This window comes from Vibrio sp. Isolate34, from assembly GCF_022397915.1.
Classification (GTDB): domain Bacteria; phylum Pseudomonadota; class Gammaproteobacteria; order Enterobacterales; family Vibrionaceae; genus Vibrio.
Genome location: NZ_JAKEUO010000011.1, coordinates 130,709 through 150,254 on the forward strand (window position 1 = coordinate 130,709; position 19,546 = coordinate 150,254).

Consider the following 19,546-nt stretch of genomic DNA (forward strand, 5'->3'; position numbering starts at 1 on the left):
TTAGAAGCTGTAAGTTAGACCAACACGGCTACGTAGTTCGCGAGTCGCTTTAGTCGATGAAGTGCTCACATCACCAAACTCTACATATGGTGCCCACTGACCCATCATGTGACGAATACTAGCGTTTAACTCGTAGTTGGTATCGTCGTTGTCGTAGATGTCATATCCATCCGCTTTGTAGTAGTTACCTTCTAGACCAAAGCGCCAGTTTTCCATTGAGTAGTTAACGTTTGCCGTTAGACGGTGACGACGTTGATTAGAAACGTTTTTATCAACCGTGATTGGAACACCGTCACTATCAACAATAACATCACCATTGTCATCGAATTGATACTCTGAGCTGCTAGTGTTCTGTCTCATATCGTAACGGTAACGAGCACTTAGGCTTAGACCATCAACGCTATCCACTTTGTATGTTGCACGAACTTGAGGCTTATACGTAACGCCTGATTCACGGCCTTCAATTGGCATACCGTAAGTCATTGTCCAGTTATCGTTGAGTACATGGCGGTAATTTAGACCAAGCTCCCAACCATTGTTCTTTAAATCTTCCATGAATTTACCGTCTTCTCCCTTGAATTTTGCTTCGATATCTACAAGGAAGTTGCCAATGCTATCGCCAAGTTTTACACGAGTAGCGTGTTGATCTGTATGACTTTTGTATTCGTGTCTTACATCGAAAGACGCCGCCGATACAGAGCCAGCACTTAATACAGATGCCACAGCAATCACGATTTTAGTTTTATTCATGGTATTAGTTCCATATTTATAGGTTTAGTATGGCTTTAGTCTCAAGCCAAATAGAGTATTTCTAGCTTTCATTGCATCCAGTGATTGAGGTTATTAAGTTTTTCTCAACTCTAGATTTGCATTTAAATAATACAAATATGGTAACAATCCGAGGCGTGATGATCTGTGAATTAGATCGTGTTGTAGTGACAAAACCACTATTTACAAAGGGTTACAAAGTTAAGGGTCGATATAACATTATGTTTTTATTAATTAATTTATCTTGATAAGTCTGTTTATAAAGTTCTTGTTTATCAATAAATGTGCGCTACAGCAAAAAATTGAATCTTTAGATGTTATTTTTATTTGTAATACATTATTATTTACTAACTTTATGTAGCAACGCTTATCTTTCGTATGTTGAATATATGTAGATTCAACAAAGAGCCGCTAAGTAGTGAAGTACAGTGGATAGAGGACGGATAGTTCAAAGGACGAGGCATTTGCTTGAGGTGATTAAAGCTTCAATCAGAGCAGGTTTGAAATGTAGTAGGCAAGGCAGTGACATCGCCTGCTATATAGAATCGAATTTAGTTAAGACGGTTAACGTCTCTCTAAATCGATGAAAAGAAGAAATCGTTGAAGTGCTTGCAAGAGCATTTTGATTATTGCTCCCAACTATTCTAATTATAACTTCTGCTTTCATTTAGAAAGGTAGGAGATGGTAGTCGAAGATCTGCCCTTGCGCTCATGTTGATACAGGCAACATGAGCGTTTTTTTTGCTTAAAATTTGAGTTGTCGGCTTTTTACCTAGTTACTCAGCAGGCCTAGCTTTGAGTCGGCATCCAAACTTGTTTTGACGTGATTTTCTGGTCTTTGAACGTCAGTTCTTCAACCTTGTCACCGTTAGAGTTCCAGCGAGTCAGCTTCCCGTTCGCGATTTCACCGTCACTGAACTTCGCTTGGCTCGCCTTGTTACCATTAGGGTAGTAGTCGGTGACCAGACCATCTTTTTGTCCGTCACTGTATTCTGCCGTTAGGCTTTGTTCGCCATTTGGGTACCATCGAGAGGCAACGCCCGATAGTTCGTTGTCTTTATAGTTGAGCTCGGCTTTTTTCTGACCGTTGGGATACCAGGTTTCTGCCTTGCCTTGTAATTCACCTTTGACGTAATTCACTTTAGAAGCAACTTGGCCATTTGGATACCAACTGGTTTCTAAACCAAGTTCTAGGCCGTCGGCAAATTGAGCTTGGGTCGCGACTTGGCCGTTATCGAACTTCTCTTCAAACTGACCAGTAAAGGGTTTTGAATGGTTTACTTGATAAGCCAAGCCTTTACGCATCTGTAAATAGTCGACAGCATCTTCGCGTGGTGTAGCTGCATAACTCATAGAAGACATCGTACTAAGAGCAATCAATATAGGGATGTATTTCTTCATAATGACACCTTTTTATTGGACAGGGGAAAGTGTAACCGGTGTGTTAAAAGCATTTCACTTCAGTGGCCGACTGTCAGCATCTAATAGTGGTTTTCAAGTTTTCATTATTAGCGGTCTAATGAAGGGAACTTTTCAAATCGAAATTTGACTATAAAATTTGTGATATTTGTAATACAAATGTGTCCAGTTCGTTCATTTTCATAAGCTATATTTAGCGGTGTTTCCGTTGTTCGCATGTGAAAATTTTCCGTAACGATTAACCGTTTTGAACGACTGTTATCAATGTTTTAGTGACTTTTTTTTTATTTTTTGGCGTTTTTATGGGTTTTTGACGCTGTATGCTGCGCTAAGTTGATGAAATGCGCTCGCAGGTAGTGCAAATTTGAACTCGATCACTTGTATGATTAATTGAGGTCGTGACTGTAAGATCACCGTCACGCATTTAAATTATTGTAGTACAAATGTGTTTGCCATCTATCTATAGTGACCCTAACAAAAAACATCAATAAAAAGGTCTTAAAGATGGAACTCAATACCCTGATAGTTGGCATCTATTTCCTATTCTTAATTGCGATAGGGTGGATGTTTAGAACGTTTACAAGTACGACAAGTGATTACTTCCGTGGGGGAGGTAACATGTTGTGGTGGATGGTAGGTGCTACGGCATTTATGACCCAGTTCAGTGCGTGGACATTTACCGGCGCCGCAGGTAAAGCTTTTACCGATGGTTTTGCGGTAGCGATTATCTTCATTGCTAACGCGTTCGGTTACCTAATGAACTACCTTTACTTCGCTCCGAAGTTCCGCCAACTGCGTGTTGTTACGGTAATTGAAGCGATTCGTATGCGTTTTGGTAAAGTGAATGAGCAAGTCTTCACTTGGTCTGGTATGCCAAACAGCGTTATCTCTGCAGGTATCTGGTTGAATGGTCTAGCGATCATCGCTTCGGGTATCTTCGGCTTTGATATGACAACAACGATTATCCTTACGGGTCTGGTTGTACTGATCATGTCAGTGACGGGCGGCTCTTGGGCGGTAATCGCATCAGACTTTATGCAGATGGTTATCATCATGGCAGTAACGGTGACATGTGCAGTCGTTGCTATTTACCACGGTGGCGGTGTTACGCAGATCGTTAGCGACTTCCCAACGGACTCGTTCATCACGGGTGACAACCTTAACTACATGAGCATCTTCAGCATCTGGGCTGTGTTCATCTTCTTAAAGCAGTTCAGCATCACCAACAACATGCTTAACTCTTACCGTTACCTTGCTGCGAAAGATTCAAACAACGCACGTAAAGCCGCTCTACTTGCATGTGTACTAATGACGCTTGGTCCAATCATCTGGTTCATGCCTTCTTGGTTCATGGCTGGTCAAGGTGTTGATTTAGCAGCAGCTTACCCTGAAGCTGGCAGCAAAGCCGCCGACTTCGCTTACCTTTACTTCGTTCAAGAATACATGCCTGCAGGTATGGTTGGTCTTCTGATTGCCGCTATGTTCGCAGCAACCATGTCTTCAATGGACTCTGGTCTAAACCGTAACTCAGGTATCTTCGTTAAGAACTTCTACGAGCCGATTCTTCGCCCTAAAGCGACAGAGAAAGAGCTAATGGTTGTTTCTAAACTAACGTCTACTTTCTTCGGCATTGCGATCATCTTGGTTGCTCTGTTCATCAACTCTCTTAAAGGTCTGAGCCTTTTCGACACCATGATGTACGTGGGCGCATTGATCGGCTTCCCAATGACGATTCCAGCATTCTGTGGCTTCTTCATCCGTAAAACACCGGATTGGGCAGGTTGGGGCACACTAGTTGTAGGTGGTGTGGTTTCTTACTTCGTTGGTTTCGTTATCACAGCTGACATGATCCAAAACTGGTTCGGTCTAAACGAGCTAACAGGCCGTGAGTGGGCTGACCTGAAAGTGGCTATCGGCCTTATCGGTCACATCGTATTTACTGCTGGCTTCTTCGTACTATCAACACTGTTCTACAAGCCTCTTGCTGAGCACCGCGAGAAAGACGTAGACAAGTTCTTCAACAACCTAGCGACACCATTGGTTGCTGAAAGTAACGAGCAGAAGAAACTGGATAACAAGCAACGTCGTATGTTGGGTTCACTTATCGCAGTTGCGGGTGTGGGCGTAATGACAATGTTCGTACTGCCTAACCCAATGTGGGGACGCATGGTGTTCGTTCTTTGTGGCTTGATTGTATTCTCTGTTGGTTTGCTGCTTGTTAAAGCGGTGGATGACAAAGTAGAGAAGCAAGACGAAGTAACACCAGCTGAAAGCTAAGTCCTTATCCCTCAAGAGATACGGCTTTCAAAAAGACGACAAATCTTAAGAAATTATAAGTTCAAACAAAGAAAACTTTAATAAAACGGTCACCAGTTTGGGTGGCCGTTATTTTGGTAATCCAGTATTTAATGTGAGATGCAAGATGAAGAAAAAATTAATTTCGGTAAGCATTATTAGCGCGTTTACGTTAGCTTTCGCAACAGGCTGCACGACTCAAGAAAAAGCAGCACCCGTGATCAGCTCAGCTGAGCAAGCGGTACCTTCGATCAGCGAAATTGATCGTAGTTACTTACTAACTAGTGACCGCTTAACTGAGGTTGATGGCAATACACTAGACGTTGCTTCAGAAGAACAAGTGGCTGCACTTAAAGCACAATTTGAAAACCTAAAAGATGGCGACGAAGTGGTTATCCCTAACGGTAAATACGCGAACTTAGGTCAAGTGACGATTACCGCGAATGACATCACCATCAAAGCTGAGCAAGCTGGTTCTGCGTGGATCACTGGCTTGATTCAGTTCGAATTGAAAGGTGATGACATCACGCTTGATGGCCTAGTGTTTACAGAAGGTGGTCCAAACGAACGTTTTGGCGCAGTACGTATGATGGGTAATGGCAACACGCTGCAAAACTCAACATTCTACTACTTCAACCACGATTACACGTACGAGCCAGATGAGCGTCGCTCTGAGTATCCAAAGTACCTTTGGGTTTCTCTATGGGGTAAAGACGGTAAAGTGATCAACAACCGTTTCGAAGGTAAGCAAAAGCGCGGTACTTTGATTGGTGTTCAAAAAGATGACACGTCAGACAACCACCTGATTGCGAACAACATCTTTATGGATCAAAAGCCAAACCAGTTTAATGAATTCGATATCAAAGAAGCGATTCGTTACAACGGCAACAGCTGGGAAGCAATCCGTATCGGCGATTCTAAATCTTCACAGTGGGATTCAAGCTCTAAGTTTGTAAACAACTTGATGATCGATATGGATGGTGAGCGTGAGCTTATCTCAATTAAGTCGGGCGATAACACGATCTCAGGTAATACTATTTTCCAAAGCACGGCGCTTATTTCACTGCGTCACGGAAAAGGCAACACGGTTGAGAACAACATGATTCTTGGTAATGGAAAGCGCCTAACGGGCGGCGTCCGTATCTACGATGAAGACCATGTGATTCGTAACAACTACATTGCAAACACTCGAGGCCGCGATGGCTTGATTGAAGGCAACGCTGACCTACGTGGCGGCATTGTTATTAACACGGGCATCATCGACGTAGCGAATGGTGAGCAGCTAGATCAATCGGTGAAAGGCAAAGAGCTTAACAAGCAGTGGACACCGAAAAACATCACCATCGAAAACAACTCTCTAGTCGATACTGAGTGGGGCATTGTTTACGGTAACCAAAGCCACCGTGTAAGCCTGTTTAACAACGCAGAAGTTGAAGGCATTTACGCAGGTGTGGACGTGGCGTTCAAACACAACGTGGTTGATAACTCGCAATCGCCTGAGTTTGTAAGTGTACGTGCCACTCACGATTTCCCATTAGTGGGTGCGACTTACACAGACGAAACTTACGTGGGCCAAGTAACGGATTCTGAGTTGATTGAAAGCTACTCGGTTGAACTACCAAAAGTAGCGCTAGAAAACGGCATGAACGCTTACCAAGGTGAAGGTGCAGATGTGTCTAAACTGGCAGTGGTAACGGCTGAAACAGCAGGTCCAGATTACGTACTTGAGAATACAAAAAAGTAGTTAGTATTAGTGCTCATGCTAGTAATCAGGCCAGTGTGGAGAGCGATTTGAGAACGACTCGATAGGTTATCCAAACACTAGAAACTGTAAAAGCCCCAATAGGTATATTCCTGTTGGGGCTTTTGAGTGTTCAGCTTCTAGGCTCTAAGCTAAATATCTTAGAAGCTAGGCTTGAGGCTCAAGTTAGGATTTGTACTTATGCAGCAGATCCCAAGGGATATGGCATAAGTGATGATCTTCAGGAAAGTGGCTTAAGTGATGTTGATGGATATCGTCACTGGCGACGTATTTGGTTAATGGCAAAACCTCTAGAGCGATCCGGTCTGCATCTTCACGTGATGCAATGTAGCGCTCGGCTTCTGCTAAGTGTTTAGCGTCAGTGCTGTAAACTCCGGTGCGATACTTCTCACCCACATCGATACCTTGTTTATTTACGCTGTAAGGGTCGATGATCTCAAACAGATGTTCCATCAGAACCGTGACCGATGTGATGTTTGGGTCAAACTCAATCTGCACACATTCTGCGTAGCCATCATAAGCGTTTTGGTTGTCATCGCTTTTTGATGCCTTGTTGTCTGTTGGTTGGGCGCTACCATTGGCACGGCCTGCTTCTGTGCTGAGCACACCAGGTACATACTTGATGAACTCTTGCACACCCCACAAGCATCCGCCTGCTAAATAAATTTGTTCCATACTTCTCTTTGGGCTCTCTGTGTTTGTTGCTAGCTTTTAACTGATGGCTGTTGATTACTAATAGACGGCTTAAACTGTTACAGCGTCAAGCATTCAATAGCTTGGAGCATGCTTAAATACGTGATAGAACCGTATATAAAACAGGCTTATAAAAACAAGCGCTTAAGCATTGTAAATCAGCACGACTGAACAAACGCGTCACTGAACAAACTTAAGTTGAAGGCGATAACCCGATTATATAAGTCATCGAACCTTGTCACCAACCCGAATTTCAACATCAAGTGAGCGTTAGTCTAACCATGTTTGATCAAATTAAAGACTTCATTAATCCGAGCAAGAACCCCGATCTCACTCAGGCTCATGAATATCAGCGTAAGCATCTACCGACCTTGTGGTTGTTGGGCAAAACGGGCGCGGGCAAGTCATCGTTTATTCAAGCGGTCACGGGGGATTCCTCTGTTGAAGTCGGTAACGGTTTTGCGCCATGCACCATGACGGCAATGTCGTATGCGTTCCCTCAAGACAAACCGGTCATGCGATTTCTCGATACTCGAGGCTTAGGTGAAGCCGATTACGATCCGGCAGACGATCTTAAAGAGATCGGTCAAGCGGGCAATGCGCTCGTCGTGGTGATGAAAGCTGATGAGCCTGAACAATCCGCTGTGCTTACCGCTCTGCAACAGATTAAGAAGCAAAAGAAGATTAAGCACTTACTGCTTGTTCATACCGCTGTCTTGTCTTCCAATGAAGCAGACCGCGCGAGGCAAATTCAATTCAACATCAATCAAATAGAAAAGGTGTGGGGAAAGGGATTTGAATCCGTCGCGGTGGACTTTGAAACGGATGATTCGAGCAACAACAGTGGCGCAATCTACAATTATGAAGCCTTGATTGAACAGCTGAGTAATATGCTTCCTGTTATCGGAATGATGGTGGTCGACAAAGAGCATTCCACCCAAGAAGAAGCCAACTTTGACCAAGTAGAAAACGAAGTGCTTTGGTACGCAGGAAGTGCAGCGGCCAGTGATTTGATTCCGGGTGTTGGTTTAGTGTCTGTGCCTGCAATTCAAGCGAAGATGCTCCACAGTTTGGCGAACCAGTATGGGATTGAATGGAACAAGAGAGTCTTTAGCGAGCTGATAGGCACTTTGGGAAGCAGCTTTGCAGTGCAATATGGAATGAAGCTCGGAACTCGACAGCTGATCAAGCTGATTCCGGTTTATGGCCAAACGGTCGGCGCGGTTGCCGCAGCAGCCATGAGTTTCGGCACTAGTTATGGTTTAGGTCGCGCGGCCTGTTTTTACTTCTATCATAAGAACAAAGGCGAAGAAGTGTCTGAGCAAGAGATGCAGAAGATCTACAAAGAATCCCTGAAAAAAGGAAAGGCGGCGTCGGGCTATGAAGAAAATTAGAAACCTATTTAGATTACTGGCGGTGCTATCGAGAGGTCGCTGGGGTATTGCTCTGATTTCGGCCGTCTTCCCAAGCATTATCATGATCGGCTTTGGTCTCTTCTTGGCGATCAAATACGGTTACCTACTCGAAATGTCGATAGCCATTGCAGTGAGCACTTTAATTTTCACTGTTCCTCTATACATTTCTAGTCGCTCTTCGCACAAGTCGTCCTATAGCGACTCTTCTTTGAATAAAGAGAGTGATGATGAACTTAAAGTAGAACCATTGCATAAAAAGACTGCCATCGACGATGCGCTAGTTAAAGCTTCTATTGATTGGTCTCAAAACGAATTGTCGATTTGGAATGATTCAAAACATCATGTACGTCAACAATTAATGGTCAACATAGAGTGGGGGAACTTAGACCAAACCGGTCTAGAAATTCTTGAGTTTGTCGCCAAGAAGTTTGATAAGAAATCGCTCGATTTTTCGATCCCTGAAGGGCTTAAGTTATTTGAAGAGGTCAGCCGCCGATATAAGTTGGTGGTGAAAGAACACATTCCGGGCATTGAGTATCTTAAGGTTTCTTACATCAAAGCGGGCTATGAAGCCTACGACAAATATGGTGAGCTAGGGCAGAAGATCGTTAAGGCCGCTATTTGGGGTAACCATCTTAAAAACCTGTATTTGAACCCTCTGAAAGTCATTTCGGACTTAGGCCGTGAACAAGCAACTTCTTCAATGACAAGAGGTGTGGTTGAAGACATGCAATATGCTGCCAAGCAAGCCTTGTTAGATGAGGTGGCTGCTGTGGCGATTGATCTTTATAGTGGGCGTTTTAGCATTGAAGATGAAGCACTAACAGCGTCGGATGTTTCTGAAATAGATAAACAACGCTTTGCATCAGAATTAGAGCCAGTAAGAATTGTGCTGGTGGGGCAAACAAGTTCGGGTAAATCCTCACTGATTAATGCCCTTAAGCAAGAGCTGGTTGCCGAGGTCGATGTTCTGCCATCAACCGATACTTCTACCGTCTACAACGCGTTTGTCGATGACAATGACGTTCGAGTGGTTGATCTACAAGGGCTTGATGGTAATGCCAAAACCGAAGCCTTGATGCTTAAAGAAATGACTCAAGCCGATGTGGTACTTTGGGTGCTTAAAGCCAATCAATCAGCTCGTGATTTGGATAGGCAGTTGAAAGATAGATTTGATGCTTTCTATAACGACTCTAAGAACATCTCACGCCAGAAGCCGATTGTGGTGTCGGTTGTTAATCAGGTAGATCGGTTAAAGCCTGTAGACGATTGGCAGCCACCGTATGACATAGAGAACCCAGCATCGGCCAAAGCGAAGATCATTGCTCAAGCGCTCGAATACAATCATATATTGCTGCAAACCGATATCGTGTTACCACTGGCGATTGCGCCAGAAAAGGCGCAGTTTGGTTTAGATGTTTTAAGGCAGACGTTGCTTGAGCGTATCGCTGACGCAAATAACGTGCAGAGAAACCGTCAACGTTTTGAAGCTATTAAAAGAGGGACGTCGGTTAAAGGGCAGCTGAACAAAGCGGTAAAAGCCAGTAAGAAGGTGGCACCAAGTGCATTGAAAGCCGCGACACCGAAGTTAGTTGAAATGGCGATTAAACAAGTGGTTAAGAAGACGTAACCTGATTTAATGGCAATAGCTAAGGCAAGAACAATAGTAATTAAGCTCTGATGAGGCTGAAGATGAAGTTAACTGAACTCAGTGATTATCAGAGCTTGTTTTTATCTGCCATTAGTTTTAATTAAATCCCTATTACCGCAATCCCTTATCACTACAGTTATTTTTCGACGTTTGGTTAATTCCATGAACTAGTTTAATAGTATATGAACTGACGATATTCACACTTTATATAACACGCTATCGTATTTAATTACCATTCTAAATATTGATCACACTTATACTTTCTTTCGCTGTATTTATAAAACAATTGCACTATATTTAAATTTCGGATCACCTTGATTTCAACGTAGGGATATATTGTGAACATGTATCTGAAATGGCAATCAACAACATGGCTAACCTTGTTAGCTTGGTATACTTTAGATCACCAGCTCTCGTTCCACCTTTCTTCAGAGTAGTACCCTCAAGGCGTTACGCGCCAGCAGAGCTCATGAGCTTTGCCCAATCCTATTAATTTCGTCTTTAAGACATGTCGTAACTCATGCGTTTAGTCTTTGTTTTTACGCATGGAGATCTTGTCTCTTAGTCATTATTAATTGGAAACTAATCAATACGTCATTGATTCAATAATCTATTTCTAACTATTAATTTTTATAGTAATTGTCACGAGTGTGATCGTGCATGAAATAAAATTAATGGTGATGAATCGTGACATCTAAAAATAATGAATTTGGCTTTTTCGCCTTAGGCTGAATTTGTTGAAAGGTACTATTATGGAAAATTTCAAACATCTACCAGAACCGTTTCGTATTCGCGTTGTAGAGCCAGTAAAAAGAACAACTCGCGCTTATCGTGAGCAAGCCATTGTCGAAGCGGGTATGAATCCGTTTCTACTCGACAGTGATGATGTGTTCATCGATTTGCTGACCGACAGTGGTACGGGTTCTATTACCCAACGTATGCAAGCTGCGATGTTGATGGGTGATGAAGCCTACAGTGGCAGTCGCAGTTACTATGCATTGTCGAACGCGGTGAAAGATATCTTCGGCTATGAGCTGACTATTCCTACCCACCAAGGGCGTGGCGCAGAGCAGATTTATATCCCAGTGCTGATCAAAAAGCGTGAGATGGAAAAGGGACTCGATCGCAGCAAAATGGTCGCTTTGTCGAATTACTTCTTCGATACCACGCAAGGCCACACTCAAGTGAATTGCTGCGTGGCGAAGAACGTTTATACCAAAGAAGCGTTTGATACCTCAGTGAATGCCGACTTTAAAGGCAACTTCGATATCGTGAAGTTGGAAGAGGCGATCTTAGAAGCAGGCGCTGCCAACGTTCCTTACATCGTGAGCACCATTACCTGTAACTCAGCTGGTGGGCAACCTGTCTCTATCGCTAACCTTAAAGCGGTGTATGAAATCGCACAGAAGTACGATATTCCGGTGATCATGGACTCTGCACGCTACGCTGAAAATGCTTACTTCATTCAGCAGCGTGAAGCCGGTTATCAAGATTGGACTATCGAACAGATCACTCGTGAGTCTTATAAATACGCGGATGGTTTGGCTATGTCGGCTAAGAAAGACGCGATGGTACAAATGGGCGGCTTGTTGTGCTTTAAAGACGACTCTTTCATGGATGTGTACACAGAATGTCGAACCCTGTGCGTCGTGCAAGAAGGCTTCCCAACCTATGGTGGCTTAGAGGGAGGTGCAATGGAGCGCCTTGCGGTTGGCCTTTATGACGGCATGCGTCAGGATTGGTTGGAGTATCGCATCGGTCAGGTTCAATATCTCGTTGATGGCTTAGAGGCGATAGGTATCGTGTGTCAGCAAGCGGGCGGTCATGCTGCGTTTGTGGATGCGGGTAAACTGCTTCCTCATATTCCAGCCGGTCAATTCCCCGCACATGCGTTGGCGTGTGAACTGTACAAAGTGGCGGGCATAAGAGCGGTTGAGATTGGCTCGTTATTGCAAGGTCGTGACCCCGTAACGGGAGAGCAGCATCCATGTCCTGCAGAGCTATTGCGTTTAACCATTCCACGTGCGACTTACACACAAACACACATGGATTTCATTATTGAAGCGTTCGAAAAAGTGAAAGAGAACGCAAGCAAAGTGAAAGGGCTCGACTTTACGTATGAACCGCCAGTGTTAAGACACTTTACGGCGCGCTTGAAAGAGGTAGAAATAAGCGAGAAACAAGCAGGAAAAAAGAATGAACAAACGCTCGAAGAAGCATTTTAGAATAAAAATATAAGCGAATAGTCACTATTACCGAGGCTCTTGCGGGAGCCTTTCTTTTTTGTTGGTTAGATCAATTAGAAGCAGGTTACTTGTTGTTTTGTAATACTGACTTGAGGATCTTCAAAAGTCATTGGTTCCCCATCTCACAAGTGCATAGTGAGCATGTGGTGCGTCTTGGCTGAGTGCGAAGTAGAGCTTAGATCCCAAACGCTCCCAGAACAGGGTATTAGCGTAGATTTTGATGTCACCTTGATAAGACAGCACAGCGTCAGAGCTTCGCTAATCCCTTGATTTCCATTTGGTAAATCTTGCTTTTCCTCGAATGGCTCATGTTCGATTGTTAAAGTGCTTAGTTGACGTTGTTGGTTCATTTTTCGTTCCTGATTTTAAATATAAACTCCTTCTTCCCAACGGCTTTATAGGAAGTCTATATGCAACACACTAATGCCATGTGTTGCGAATCAAGATTGGGAGAGCGTGTGGAATTATGGCAAGTTTTTCAGGAAGATTAAATTTTATAGTATGTAATTCAAAATTTACAAAAACACTTATTGATCAAGTTGTTTTTATAAAATCTAATTTTATTATTTATCGTAAACGTATGAAGGGGAGGGAGTTATTAAAATCCGCTTTGTTTGAATTTATAGAATGAAAATTCCCAAGTTGAATTCGATATTTTTCTGATTTTATCTTAATTATAAATGAGTAAATAACCGGGTTTTGGAAGTGGGAGTATTGTCTTTATTGTCAATAGTAAACTTGTTTTAACAATACCACTAAGTACAGAGCTCACCTTTTTTAACACTTAGTCTCGTTAGACAGGAAAAAATCTACATTTTGTTGTTCAATCACAAACTAAGAACGATAAGTCATTGTTATGGTTGGAGTCAGTAGTTTAAGATAGGCTACATAAGAAACTAGACAGAAACTCTGAATTTAAATACAGAATTTCTCTGTCTAATAGCTGTTATAGCTAAATATTAATTTCGGAGATAATTTGAACGTTTCTAAACATTTAAACAAAACAAACATCATGTGGTGTTGTTTGTTAGTTCTAGTGTATTTTGTGACTCATGGCTTTGTTAAATATGGGCTAGAGCACTATACCGATAACCTATTACCAGAGTTTACAGGCGTGTTTTTTGAGCTTTTTGTCGTTTTACTGGTTTTCAATAAATGGCAAGAGCGGGAAGCATCAAAACAAAAAATAGCCAAAGAAAAGCGCCTTAGAGAGTTTTTAATCTTCATAATAAATGAATTCTCCAATTTTAAATCAATGCCAGAATCATTTAGTTTTTATGGTCTTTCTCATACTGAAAATCAAACTGTTCTAAATCGATTAAAGTCAGAATTTACAAGTGAGAAAAGTACTCCAAGCTCATTTCGCCATAGTTTTATCTATCATTGCCAAGTTGATGTAGATGCTTTAACTGCGCTTTTGCCAGTGGCTGCTGATTTATCTGAAGAACACTTCAAGTCATGGGCGCGTATAGTTTACTACATCAAAAAATCAGCCATGCTTGATATTAGTGTTCGTGAAGACTTTGAGCAGTTTGATGAGTATATAATTAAATTAATTGATTACATTAGACGTTTTGATAAAGCTTCATTTGACAATAAAATTTATCACGGTGCGATTTAGCTATAACAAGAGACTAAGAAAGATTCCCAACGCATGGCATTTTTCATTCCATCGTTGGGTTTTGTGCTTACGGTGGTATGGTTAAGTTCTGTTGTGGCGTTGCTCATCACTTAATGCAGTGTTATGGCATCAATAGTTCATTGTAACAATAACTTTCCCCTAGGTTTAACGTCCACTAACTCAACGCATTTGTTGAATTGAACACAATTTGTGGGCGTTTAGTCAACACCATATTTTCACTTCCATAGCTCAATTAAAACTAATAGTATCAGTGCTTTAATACGCATGATTTTATGAGAGCAAGAACATGAAACACACTCCAAGTTCTTTTGTGGAAATGAAAGGGAAACAACGTATTCCGATGTTGACCGCTTATACATTCCCTGTGGCTGCAAGTATCGAATCTGCTGGGATACCTATTATTCTCGTTGGTGATACTGTCGGCATGGTTGAAATGGGCTTTAGCAGTACGCGAGATGTGACCATTGAACACATGGAATATCATGTAGGGGCAGTGCGTCGCGGTGCTCCAAATACGCACATTATTGGCGACCTCCCATACTTAACCGATCGTTCTCCTGAAGTAGCGTTAGTTAATGCAAAAAGGCTGATGCAAGCTGGTGCCGACAGCATTAAGCTAGGAGGTGCGAAACTCGATGTTATTGCTCACCTTGTCGCAAACAATATCCCAGTTGTTGGCCATACGGGGTTAACTCCGCAAACGGCAACAAACTTTAAGAAAGTAGGGCAATCTGCTGAAGATGCTCAAACCGTAAGCGAAGAAGCAAAAGCGATTCAAGAAGCGGGTGCGTTTATGTTGGTGCTTGAGCACATACCTTCTTCACTTGGCGAATCGATTACTCAAGAGATTAGCATCCCTACGATTGGGATTGGCGCGGGTGCCGATTGTGATGGTCAGGTATTAGTGATCAATGATGCGCTTGGGCTTGGTAACCGATGGCCTCCATTTTCAAAACAGTATGCCCATTGCAGCCAAACTATCTTTGACGCAGCAAATGAGTTTGCTACGGAAGTGAAAACGAACGTATTTCCGAACAACCTGAGCAAATAATCCACTTAGATAACTGCTTTAGGTTGAATCGTAATGCATGGCATTTTTCCGTGCATTACGATAAGCATATGATTTGTATTTGGACGTTCGGTGTTGAGCAGTCTCGATTCTCTCATCAAACGTCAGTTTCACGGAGGAAACATGACAAGCGACCAACTATTGGAAAAGGCACTTTATAGCAGTGCCAGCATCCATCAACCTCACTCTCTAAAAGCTTATTTGGCTGCGAATTATCTGAATGGGTATTTCGCTAAATCAGACAATGTCTGGCTTAAAACGAGTGAGCTGATAAACCAAACTGAGATTGAAGTTTTAGGCGAGTACTCTGCAACGGTGCAGGCCTCAAAGTTCTCAGAATTTCGTATTCACAGGATATTGGAAAACGGAGTATACCCAGCGGCGTATGCTGCTTTAATGCAGTGGCATGAGAATAAGAGCTTTCAAGATATTTTCTCGCATTACGTTTCGCAGGCTTCTCAAACAAGCGAATATCTTTCCCACAATGTGACTATCTTATTGGCGCTGAATCGTGTTTACCGTGAGCTAGAGTCGTCTCAAGTTCCAGCATTCCTTAACCGCTTCACCGAATTTGTCACATCGACCCGTTCTGATGACGACCGAAGCACTGACACAAGCGGAGTCGTAGAGCTCAATAGCGTATTACAAGCATGCTTCAAACAGTTTGGTTTCTTTGGGCACAACCTCATTACGCTTACGTGGATATTGCGTTGCAAGGAAGATCTGTCGAAAGAGCAATATGACGCAATGCTTTCTAATCTTTATCGACAGGCCAATAGCCCATTGGAAGATCCTGACGATGAGATTGATCAAGCTATCTTGGCACAGTGTGAAAGCTCAGATAATTCAGATGAGTTCTATGACAATGTCCACCGATTGGTTTTTGGGTATACGTCGAATCTACATCAGATAACCCTAGCGGATGCATTGTGTTTTCTTCAGGAACGATTCCCTGAGCATACAGCAGAGCTAAAATGTGTCGCAGAGTATCAGTGTCGTTTGTTAGAACAGTAAATTTAATTGCAACAATAAATGACATACAAACGTAGAGGTAGCGCACAGAATCGAAAAAGGGGATATCGTGATCACGTAATCATTGATCTAGCCGATAGTGAGATAGTGATAAGAGGTCGATAATTCGTTGTCGGACTAAATTAGAACTCTAAATCTAATTTCTAAGTAGTTGTTATCTCAGGAAGAGTTTTTGTGTTATGCGCCCCTATATTAAATACATTATCCCTATTTTAATTCCTTTCATTATCCTCGTAATGCCGCTATCTGCATTTCCATTTGAAGGCCTTACGATTATTCAACAACGCGTTATCGCGATCTTTTTATTAGCGGCATTGTGCTGGGTGTTCGAGCCTATCCCGATCTACGCGACGTCTGTTGTTATTATCGTTCTGCAATTATTGATGTTGTCGGATAAAGGGCTGATCTTTTTAAGGTTTGAGCATGGGGAGGAGCATTTTGGTGAGCTGTTAAAATACAGCGATATCATGGCGACATTCGCTAGCCCAATCATCATGCTGTTTTTAGGTGGTTTCTTCCTAGCGATGGCGGCCACTAAATATCGATTAGACGTAAACTTAGCTCGCGTGTTGTTGAAGCCATTTGGACAAGACCCAAAGTTCGTGATGCTCGGCTTAATGTTGATCACTGGTATCTTTTCGATGTTTATGTCTAACACGGCAACAACGGCAATGATGCTATCTATTTTAACGCCGGTACTGGCTGTGTTTGGTCCGAAAGACCCCGGTCGTGTAGCGTTTGCGCTTTGTATTCCTGTTGCCGCTAACATCGGTGGCATTGGTACCCCGATCGGTACCCCTCCGAATGCTATCGCACTTAAATATTTAGTTGGCGATAACCTCATTACGTTCGGCGAATGGATGGCATTTGGTGTGCCGTTTGTCGTTATTATGATGGCGTTAGCGTGGTTTTTAATCGGCTTTATGTACAAAGCTGACCAAAAGAAAATCGAATTAAGTATTAAAGGTAAATTCCTTAAAACGCCCAAAGCCATTGCGGTGTACGTCACTTTTGCGCTCACCATCATTCTTTGGTTAATGGGTTCAAGCCATGGCATGAACTCTTATACCGTCGCTCTGATTCCTGTTGCTGTATTCTCTCTTACTGGGATCATCAATAAAGAAGACCTGAAGAAAATTTCTTGGGACGTATTGTGGCTTGTATCAGGTGGTATTGCGCTTGGTTTAGCGCTCGATAAAACTGGCTTAGCAAAGCTGGTGGTACACAGTATTCCGTTTGATGCTTACTCACCCTATGTGGTGTTGTTCGGAGCGGCGTTCTTGTGTTTGGTAATGGCAAACTTTATGTCTCATACCGCAACGGCTAACTTGTTAATGCCAATTATGGCTGCATTAGGTTCGTCTATGGCTTCACTCACGCCACTAGGCGGTGAGTTAACGTTAATTCTGGTTGTGACTTTTGCCGCTTCATTAGGTATGTCGCTACCAATCAGTACGCCACCGAATGCGTTGGCTCATGCCACTGGTCATGTGCAAAGTAATCAAATGGCCAGAATCGGTATTATTTTGGGTGTGGTTGGTGTGCTATTGAGCTTTGTTATGGTGTGGCTGCTACATTCAATTGGTCACATAGGATAACGATACGTGTATCAACAAAAGCTAGAAGCACTGATCGATCGCTATTTTAATCACACAGAACGTCGGGTGACGTGCTGTGCAGGTAACACCATTATTGAACAATCAGCGTTAAACACTCGTTTATATTATGTGTTGAGTGGGGAACTGGAAGGGTTTTATTCCGAAGCGAATACACCGCAAGTGCGAGTGTTTAGCGCGGGTAGTGGGGCTTTTATAGGCGTTCATAGCTTCTTTTCTGGTAATTGGACAGCATCTTCAACGGTTGTTGCTAAAACCGATGTTGAGTTAGCGTGGATCGATAAAGACACGCCGGCAGAAGATGAGCGTAAATTTGGCCCTCTTACCGCACAGTTTACACCTGTGATTGTCAATGAGTTGTCGCGTCGTCAACGCCGTGCAACACAAGAAGCGATAGCGAAACAAAAAGCGCTAGAGAAGTTACATACTGCTGAGCAAATGACGACCTTGGGTCAATTGGCTGCAGGGATTGCTCATGAACTTAACAACGCTATTGGTGTAGTAAATAGTAAATCTGGTCGACTTGAAACGGTCATCATGGAGCTGCTTGAAGAAGTGCATCCAGAAGCCAGTCAATTTTTCGATTTTGGCTTAATGCATGGTCAGAAAACGTCGTCGTTAGAAGCACGAACACGTGGGCGACAATTTGAAAGAAAATATGGTTTAGACAAAAGCATTGCTCGCTCTCTTGCAAAGGCGATTCCAATTGACGCTTCATATGCAACAGACGTTATTTCAAAACATTGGCTGAAAAAACCAGAAGAAGCGATTCGTTTTTGGCAGATGGGCTGTGATTTACATGATTTACGTTTGGCATCTAGACACACCGTTGGCATCGTAAAATCGGTTAAACAACTTGGCAGAGTTGATATCGACACGGAAGAAGCAGTCGATATTAACGACTCCATTAACCATGCCTTATCGTTGTTACAAAGTGAGTTACGTCGAGTGTCTGTGCGATTGAGCCCTGCGGATTTACCGTCTTTTAAAGGCTCAAAAACTGAGCTCGTTCAGATTTGGGTCAACATTGTAAAGAATGCTTGTGATGCAATGTCGAATTCAGACGATGCCGCAATAGAGATTCAAACCAGATTAAGTAAGAAAAGAATATTAGTTACGATCGCGAATAACGGCCCTGAGATAGACGAGGCGACTCGAAGAAAGGTATTCCAGCCCAACTTCACCACTAAAAAAGGTGGTTTATCGTTTGGATTGGGCTTGGGTTTATCAGTAGTTAAGCGGATTGTGGCAGGTTATGGCGGAAGTATTATTGTGAAAAGTGATGCTTCTAAAACGGTATTTAGAATCAAGTTACCAATAGAGGGTGAACATGGAGAAGCTTAATTTAATCTGTGTCGATGACCAGAGAGAAGTACTGAGCGCAGTGGTACAAGATTTAGAGCCGCTGGCGAGTTGGCTGAATATTGAAGATTGTGAATCAGCGCAAGAAGTGCTTGATCTCATTGATGAACTTGACGCAGAAGGCGAACACATTACCGTTATTGTGTCTGATCATGTGATGCCAGGGAAAACGGGTGTGGAGTTACTCACTGACGTGTCCCATGACAGCCGCTTTCCGAATACAAAGAAAATTCTTCTTACGGGGCAGGCCACTCATACTGATACCATCAATGCGATTAATGCAGCAGGCATCGACCGTTACTTTGAAAAGCCTTGGCAAGCAAGCACATTAGTTGAGTGCATTCGTACTCTTGTTACTGAGTACATATTTGATCAAGGGCTTGATTACACGGACTATCAGAATGAGCTTGACCAGCAGGTTGTGTTAAGACGCTTACGCTAGTCTCTTATGTTAGCGACTTACGCTAGTCATTGATGTCAGTCGCTTGAAATTGTATGCACCGAAGGATGCTTTCTGAAGGATTTTTTCTTTGAAAGATCTAATATTTCGGTGCATATATTACCTATCTCTTTTAG

14 protein-coding genes and 1 pseudogene are annotated in these 19,546 nt (G+C 42.8%); 11 read left to right on the forward strand and 4 right to left on the reverse strand.

Annotated elements, in window-relative coordinates; genetic code table 11:
• Positions 1-750 (reverse strand): oligogalacturonate-specific porin KdgM family protein, encoded by a 750-nt coding sequence (locus L1D22_RS13410; RefSeq protein ID WP_239830159.1) that lies wholly within the window; start codon positions 748-750, stop codon positions 1-3.
• Positions 751-1,557: 807 nt separating this feature from the next.
• Positions 1,558-2,169, reverse strand: coding sequence for a toxin-antitoxin system YwqK family antitoxin (locus tag L1D22_RS13415; RefSeq protein WP_239830160.1), 612 nt, complete (start codon positions 2,167-2,169; stop codon positions 1,558-1,560).
• Between the two features lie 522 nt (positions 2,170-2,691).
• Between L1D22_RS13415 and L1D22_RS13420 the strand changes: the two genes are divergently transcribed.
• Both L1D22_RS13420 and L1D22_RS13425 read left to right on the forward strand, forming a co-directional pair.
• Positions 2,692-4,464 (forward strand): transporter, encoded by a 1,773-nt coding sequence (locus tag L1D22_RS13420; RefSeq protein ID WP_026084408.1) that lies wholly within the window; start codon positions 2,692-2,694, stop codon positions 4,462-4,464.
• 145 nt (positions 4,465-4,609) lie between these two features.
• A complete protein-coding gene (locus L1D22_RS13425) occupies positions 4,610-6,226 on the forward strand; it encodes a polysaccharide lyase 6 family protein (RefSeq protein ID WP_239830161.1) in 1,617 nt (538 codons plus the stop codon).
• Between the two features lie 183 nt (positions 6,227-6,409).
• Here L1D22_RS13425 and L1D22_RS13430 read toward each other — a convergent pair whose 3' ends face one another.
• Positions 6,410-6,919, reverse strand: a complete 510-nt coding sequence (locus L1D22_RS13430; protein ID WP_239830162.1) for a peptide-methionine (S)-S-oxide reductase — start codon at positions 6,917-6,919, stop codon at positions 6,410-6,412.
• 299 nt (positions 6,920-7,218) lie between these two features.
• On the opposite strand from L1D22_RS13430, the gene L1D22_RS13435 reads away from it, so the two are divergent.
• The 3 genes from L1D22_RS13435 to tnaA all read left to right on the forward strand — a co-directional run bounded on the left by L1D22_RS13435 (position 7,219) and on the right by tnaA (position 12,228).
• A complete protein-coding gene (locus L1D22_RS13435; protein WP_239830163.1) occupies positions 7,219-8,331 on the forward strand; it encodes a GTPase in 1,113 nt (370 codons plus the stop codon).
• Positions 8,318-9,982 carry a GTPase gene (locus L1D22_RS13440; protein ID WP_239830164.1) on the forward strand — a complete coding sequence of 555 codons (1,665 nt, stop codon included), beginning with the start codon at positions 8,318-8,320 and terminating at the stop codon, positions 9,980-9,982. Before L1D22_RS13435 ends, L1D22_RS13440 begins: the two co-directional genes overlap by 14 nt.
• A gap of 773 nt (positions 9,983-10,755) precedes the next feature.
• The gene (gene tnaA, locus L1D22_RS13445) at positions 10,756-12,228 is read left to right on the forward strand and encodes a tryptophanase (protein ID WP_239830165.1); all 1,473 of its coding nucleotides are present in this window, start codon (positions 10,756-10,758) and stop codon (positions 12,226-12,228) included.
• Positions 12,229-12,357: 129 nt separating this feature from the next.
• Here tnaA and L1D22_RS13450 read toward each other — a convergent pair.
• Positions 12,358-12,486: pseudogene (locus L1D22_RS13450) on the reverse strand (LysR family transcriptional regulator); the annotation flags it as partial.
• 739 nt (positions 12,487-13,225) lie between these two features.
• Between L1D22_RS13450 and L1D22_RS13455 the strand changes: the two are divergent.
• From L1D22_RS13455 to L1D22_RS13480, 6 genes are all read left to right on the forward strand, one after another.
• A complete protein-coding gene (locus L1D22_RS13455; protein ID WP_102279961.1) occupies positions 13,226-13,870 on the forward strand; it encodes a hypothetical protein in 645 nt (214 codons plus the stop codon).
• 307 nt (positions 13,871-14,177) lie between these two features.
• Positions 14,178-14,942: a 3-methyl-2-oxobutanoate hydroxymethyltransferase gene (gene panB, locus L1D22_RS13460; protein WP_239830166.1), complete on the forward strand. Its 765-nt coding sequence runs from the start codon at positions 14,178-14,180 to the stop codon at positions 14,940-14,942.
• 141 nt (positions 14,943-15,083) lie between these two features.
• Positions 15,084-15,974: a hypothetical protein gene (locus L1D22_RS13465; RefSeq protein WP_239830167.1), complete on the forward strand. Its 891-nt coding sequence runs from the start codon at positions 15,084-15,086 to the stop codon at positions 15,972-15,974.
• A gap of 197 nt (positions 15,975-16,171) precedes the next feature.
• Entirely contained in the window at positions 16,172-17,590 is a 1,419-nt protein-coding gene (locus tag L1D22_RS13470) for an SLC13 family permease (protein WP_016791670.1), read from the forward strand.
• Between the two features lie 6 nt (positions 17,591-17,596).
• The gene (locus tag L1D22_RS13475) at positions 17,597-18,952 is read left to right on the forward strand and encodes an ATP-binding protein (RefSeq protein ID WP_239830168.1); all 1,356 of its coding nucleotides are present in this window, start codon (positions 17,597-17,599) and stop codon (positions 18,950-18,952) included.
• Positions 18,939-19,412, forward strand: a complete 474-nt coding sequence (locus L1D22_RS13480) for a response regulator (protein WP_171308718.1) — start codon at positions 18,939-18,941, stop codon at positions 19,410-19,412. The genes L1D22_RS13475 and L1D22_RS13480 overlap by 14 nt, the downstream gene beginning before the upstream one ends.
• The last annotated feature ends 134 nt before the right edge of the window (positions 19,413-19,546 follow it).

Coding starts and splice junctions, on each gene's coding strand:
- L1D22_RS13435 (WP_239830163.1), top strand. CDS start 7,219: ATGTTTGATCAAATTAAAGACTTCATTAATCCGAGCAAGAACCCCGAT.
- L1D22_RS13425 (WP_239830161.1), top strand. CDS start 4,610: ATGAAGAAAAAATTAATTTCGGTAAGCATTATTAGCGCGTTTACGTTA.
- L1D22_RS13440 (WP_239830164.1), top strand. CDS start 8,318: ATGAAGAAAATTAGAAACCTATTTAGATTACTGGCGGTGCTATCGAGA.
- L1D22_RS13420 (WP_026084408.1), top strand. CDS start 2,692: ATGGAACTCAATACCCTGATAGTTGGCATCTATTTCCTATTCTTAATT.
- L1D22_RS13465 (WP_239830167.1), top strand. CDS start 15,084: ATGACAAGCGACCAACTATTGGAAAAGGCACTTTATAGCAGTGCCAGC.
- L1D22_RS13415 (WP_239830160.1), bottom strand. CDS start 2,169: ATGAAGAAATACATCCCTATATTGATTGCTCTTAGTACGATGTCTTCT.
- L1D22_RS13480 (WP_171308718.1), top strand. CDS start 18,939: ATGGAGAAGCTTAATTTAATCTGTGTCGATGACCAGAGAGAAGTACTG.
- tnaA (WP_239830165.1), top strand. CDS start 10,756: ATGGAAAATTTCAAACATCTACCAGAACCGTTTCGTATTCGCGTTGTA.
- L1D22_RS13430 (WP_239830162.1), bottom strand. CDS start 6,919: ATGGAACAAATTTATTTAGCAGGCGGATGCTTGTGGGGTGTGCAAGAG.
- L1D22_RS13470 (WP_016791670.1), top strand. CDS start 16,172: ATGCGCCCCTATATTAAATACATTATCCCTATTTTAATTCCTTTCATT.
- panB (WP_239830166.1), top strand. CDS start 14,178: ATGAAACACACTCCAAGTTCTTTTGTGGAAATGAAAGGGAAACAACGT.
- L1D22_RS13410 (WP_239830159.1), bottom strand. CDS start 750: ATGAATAAAACTAAAATCGTGATTGCTGTGGCATCTGTATTAAGTGCT.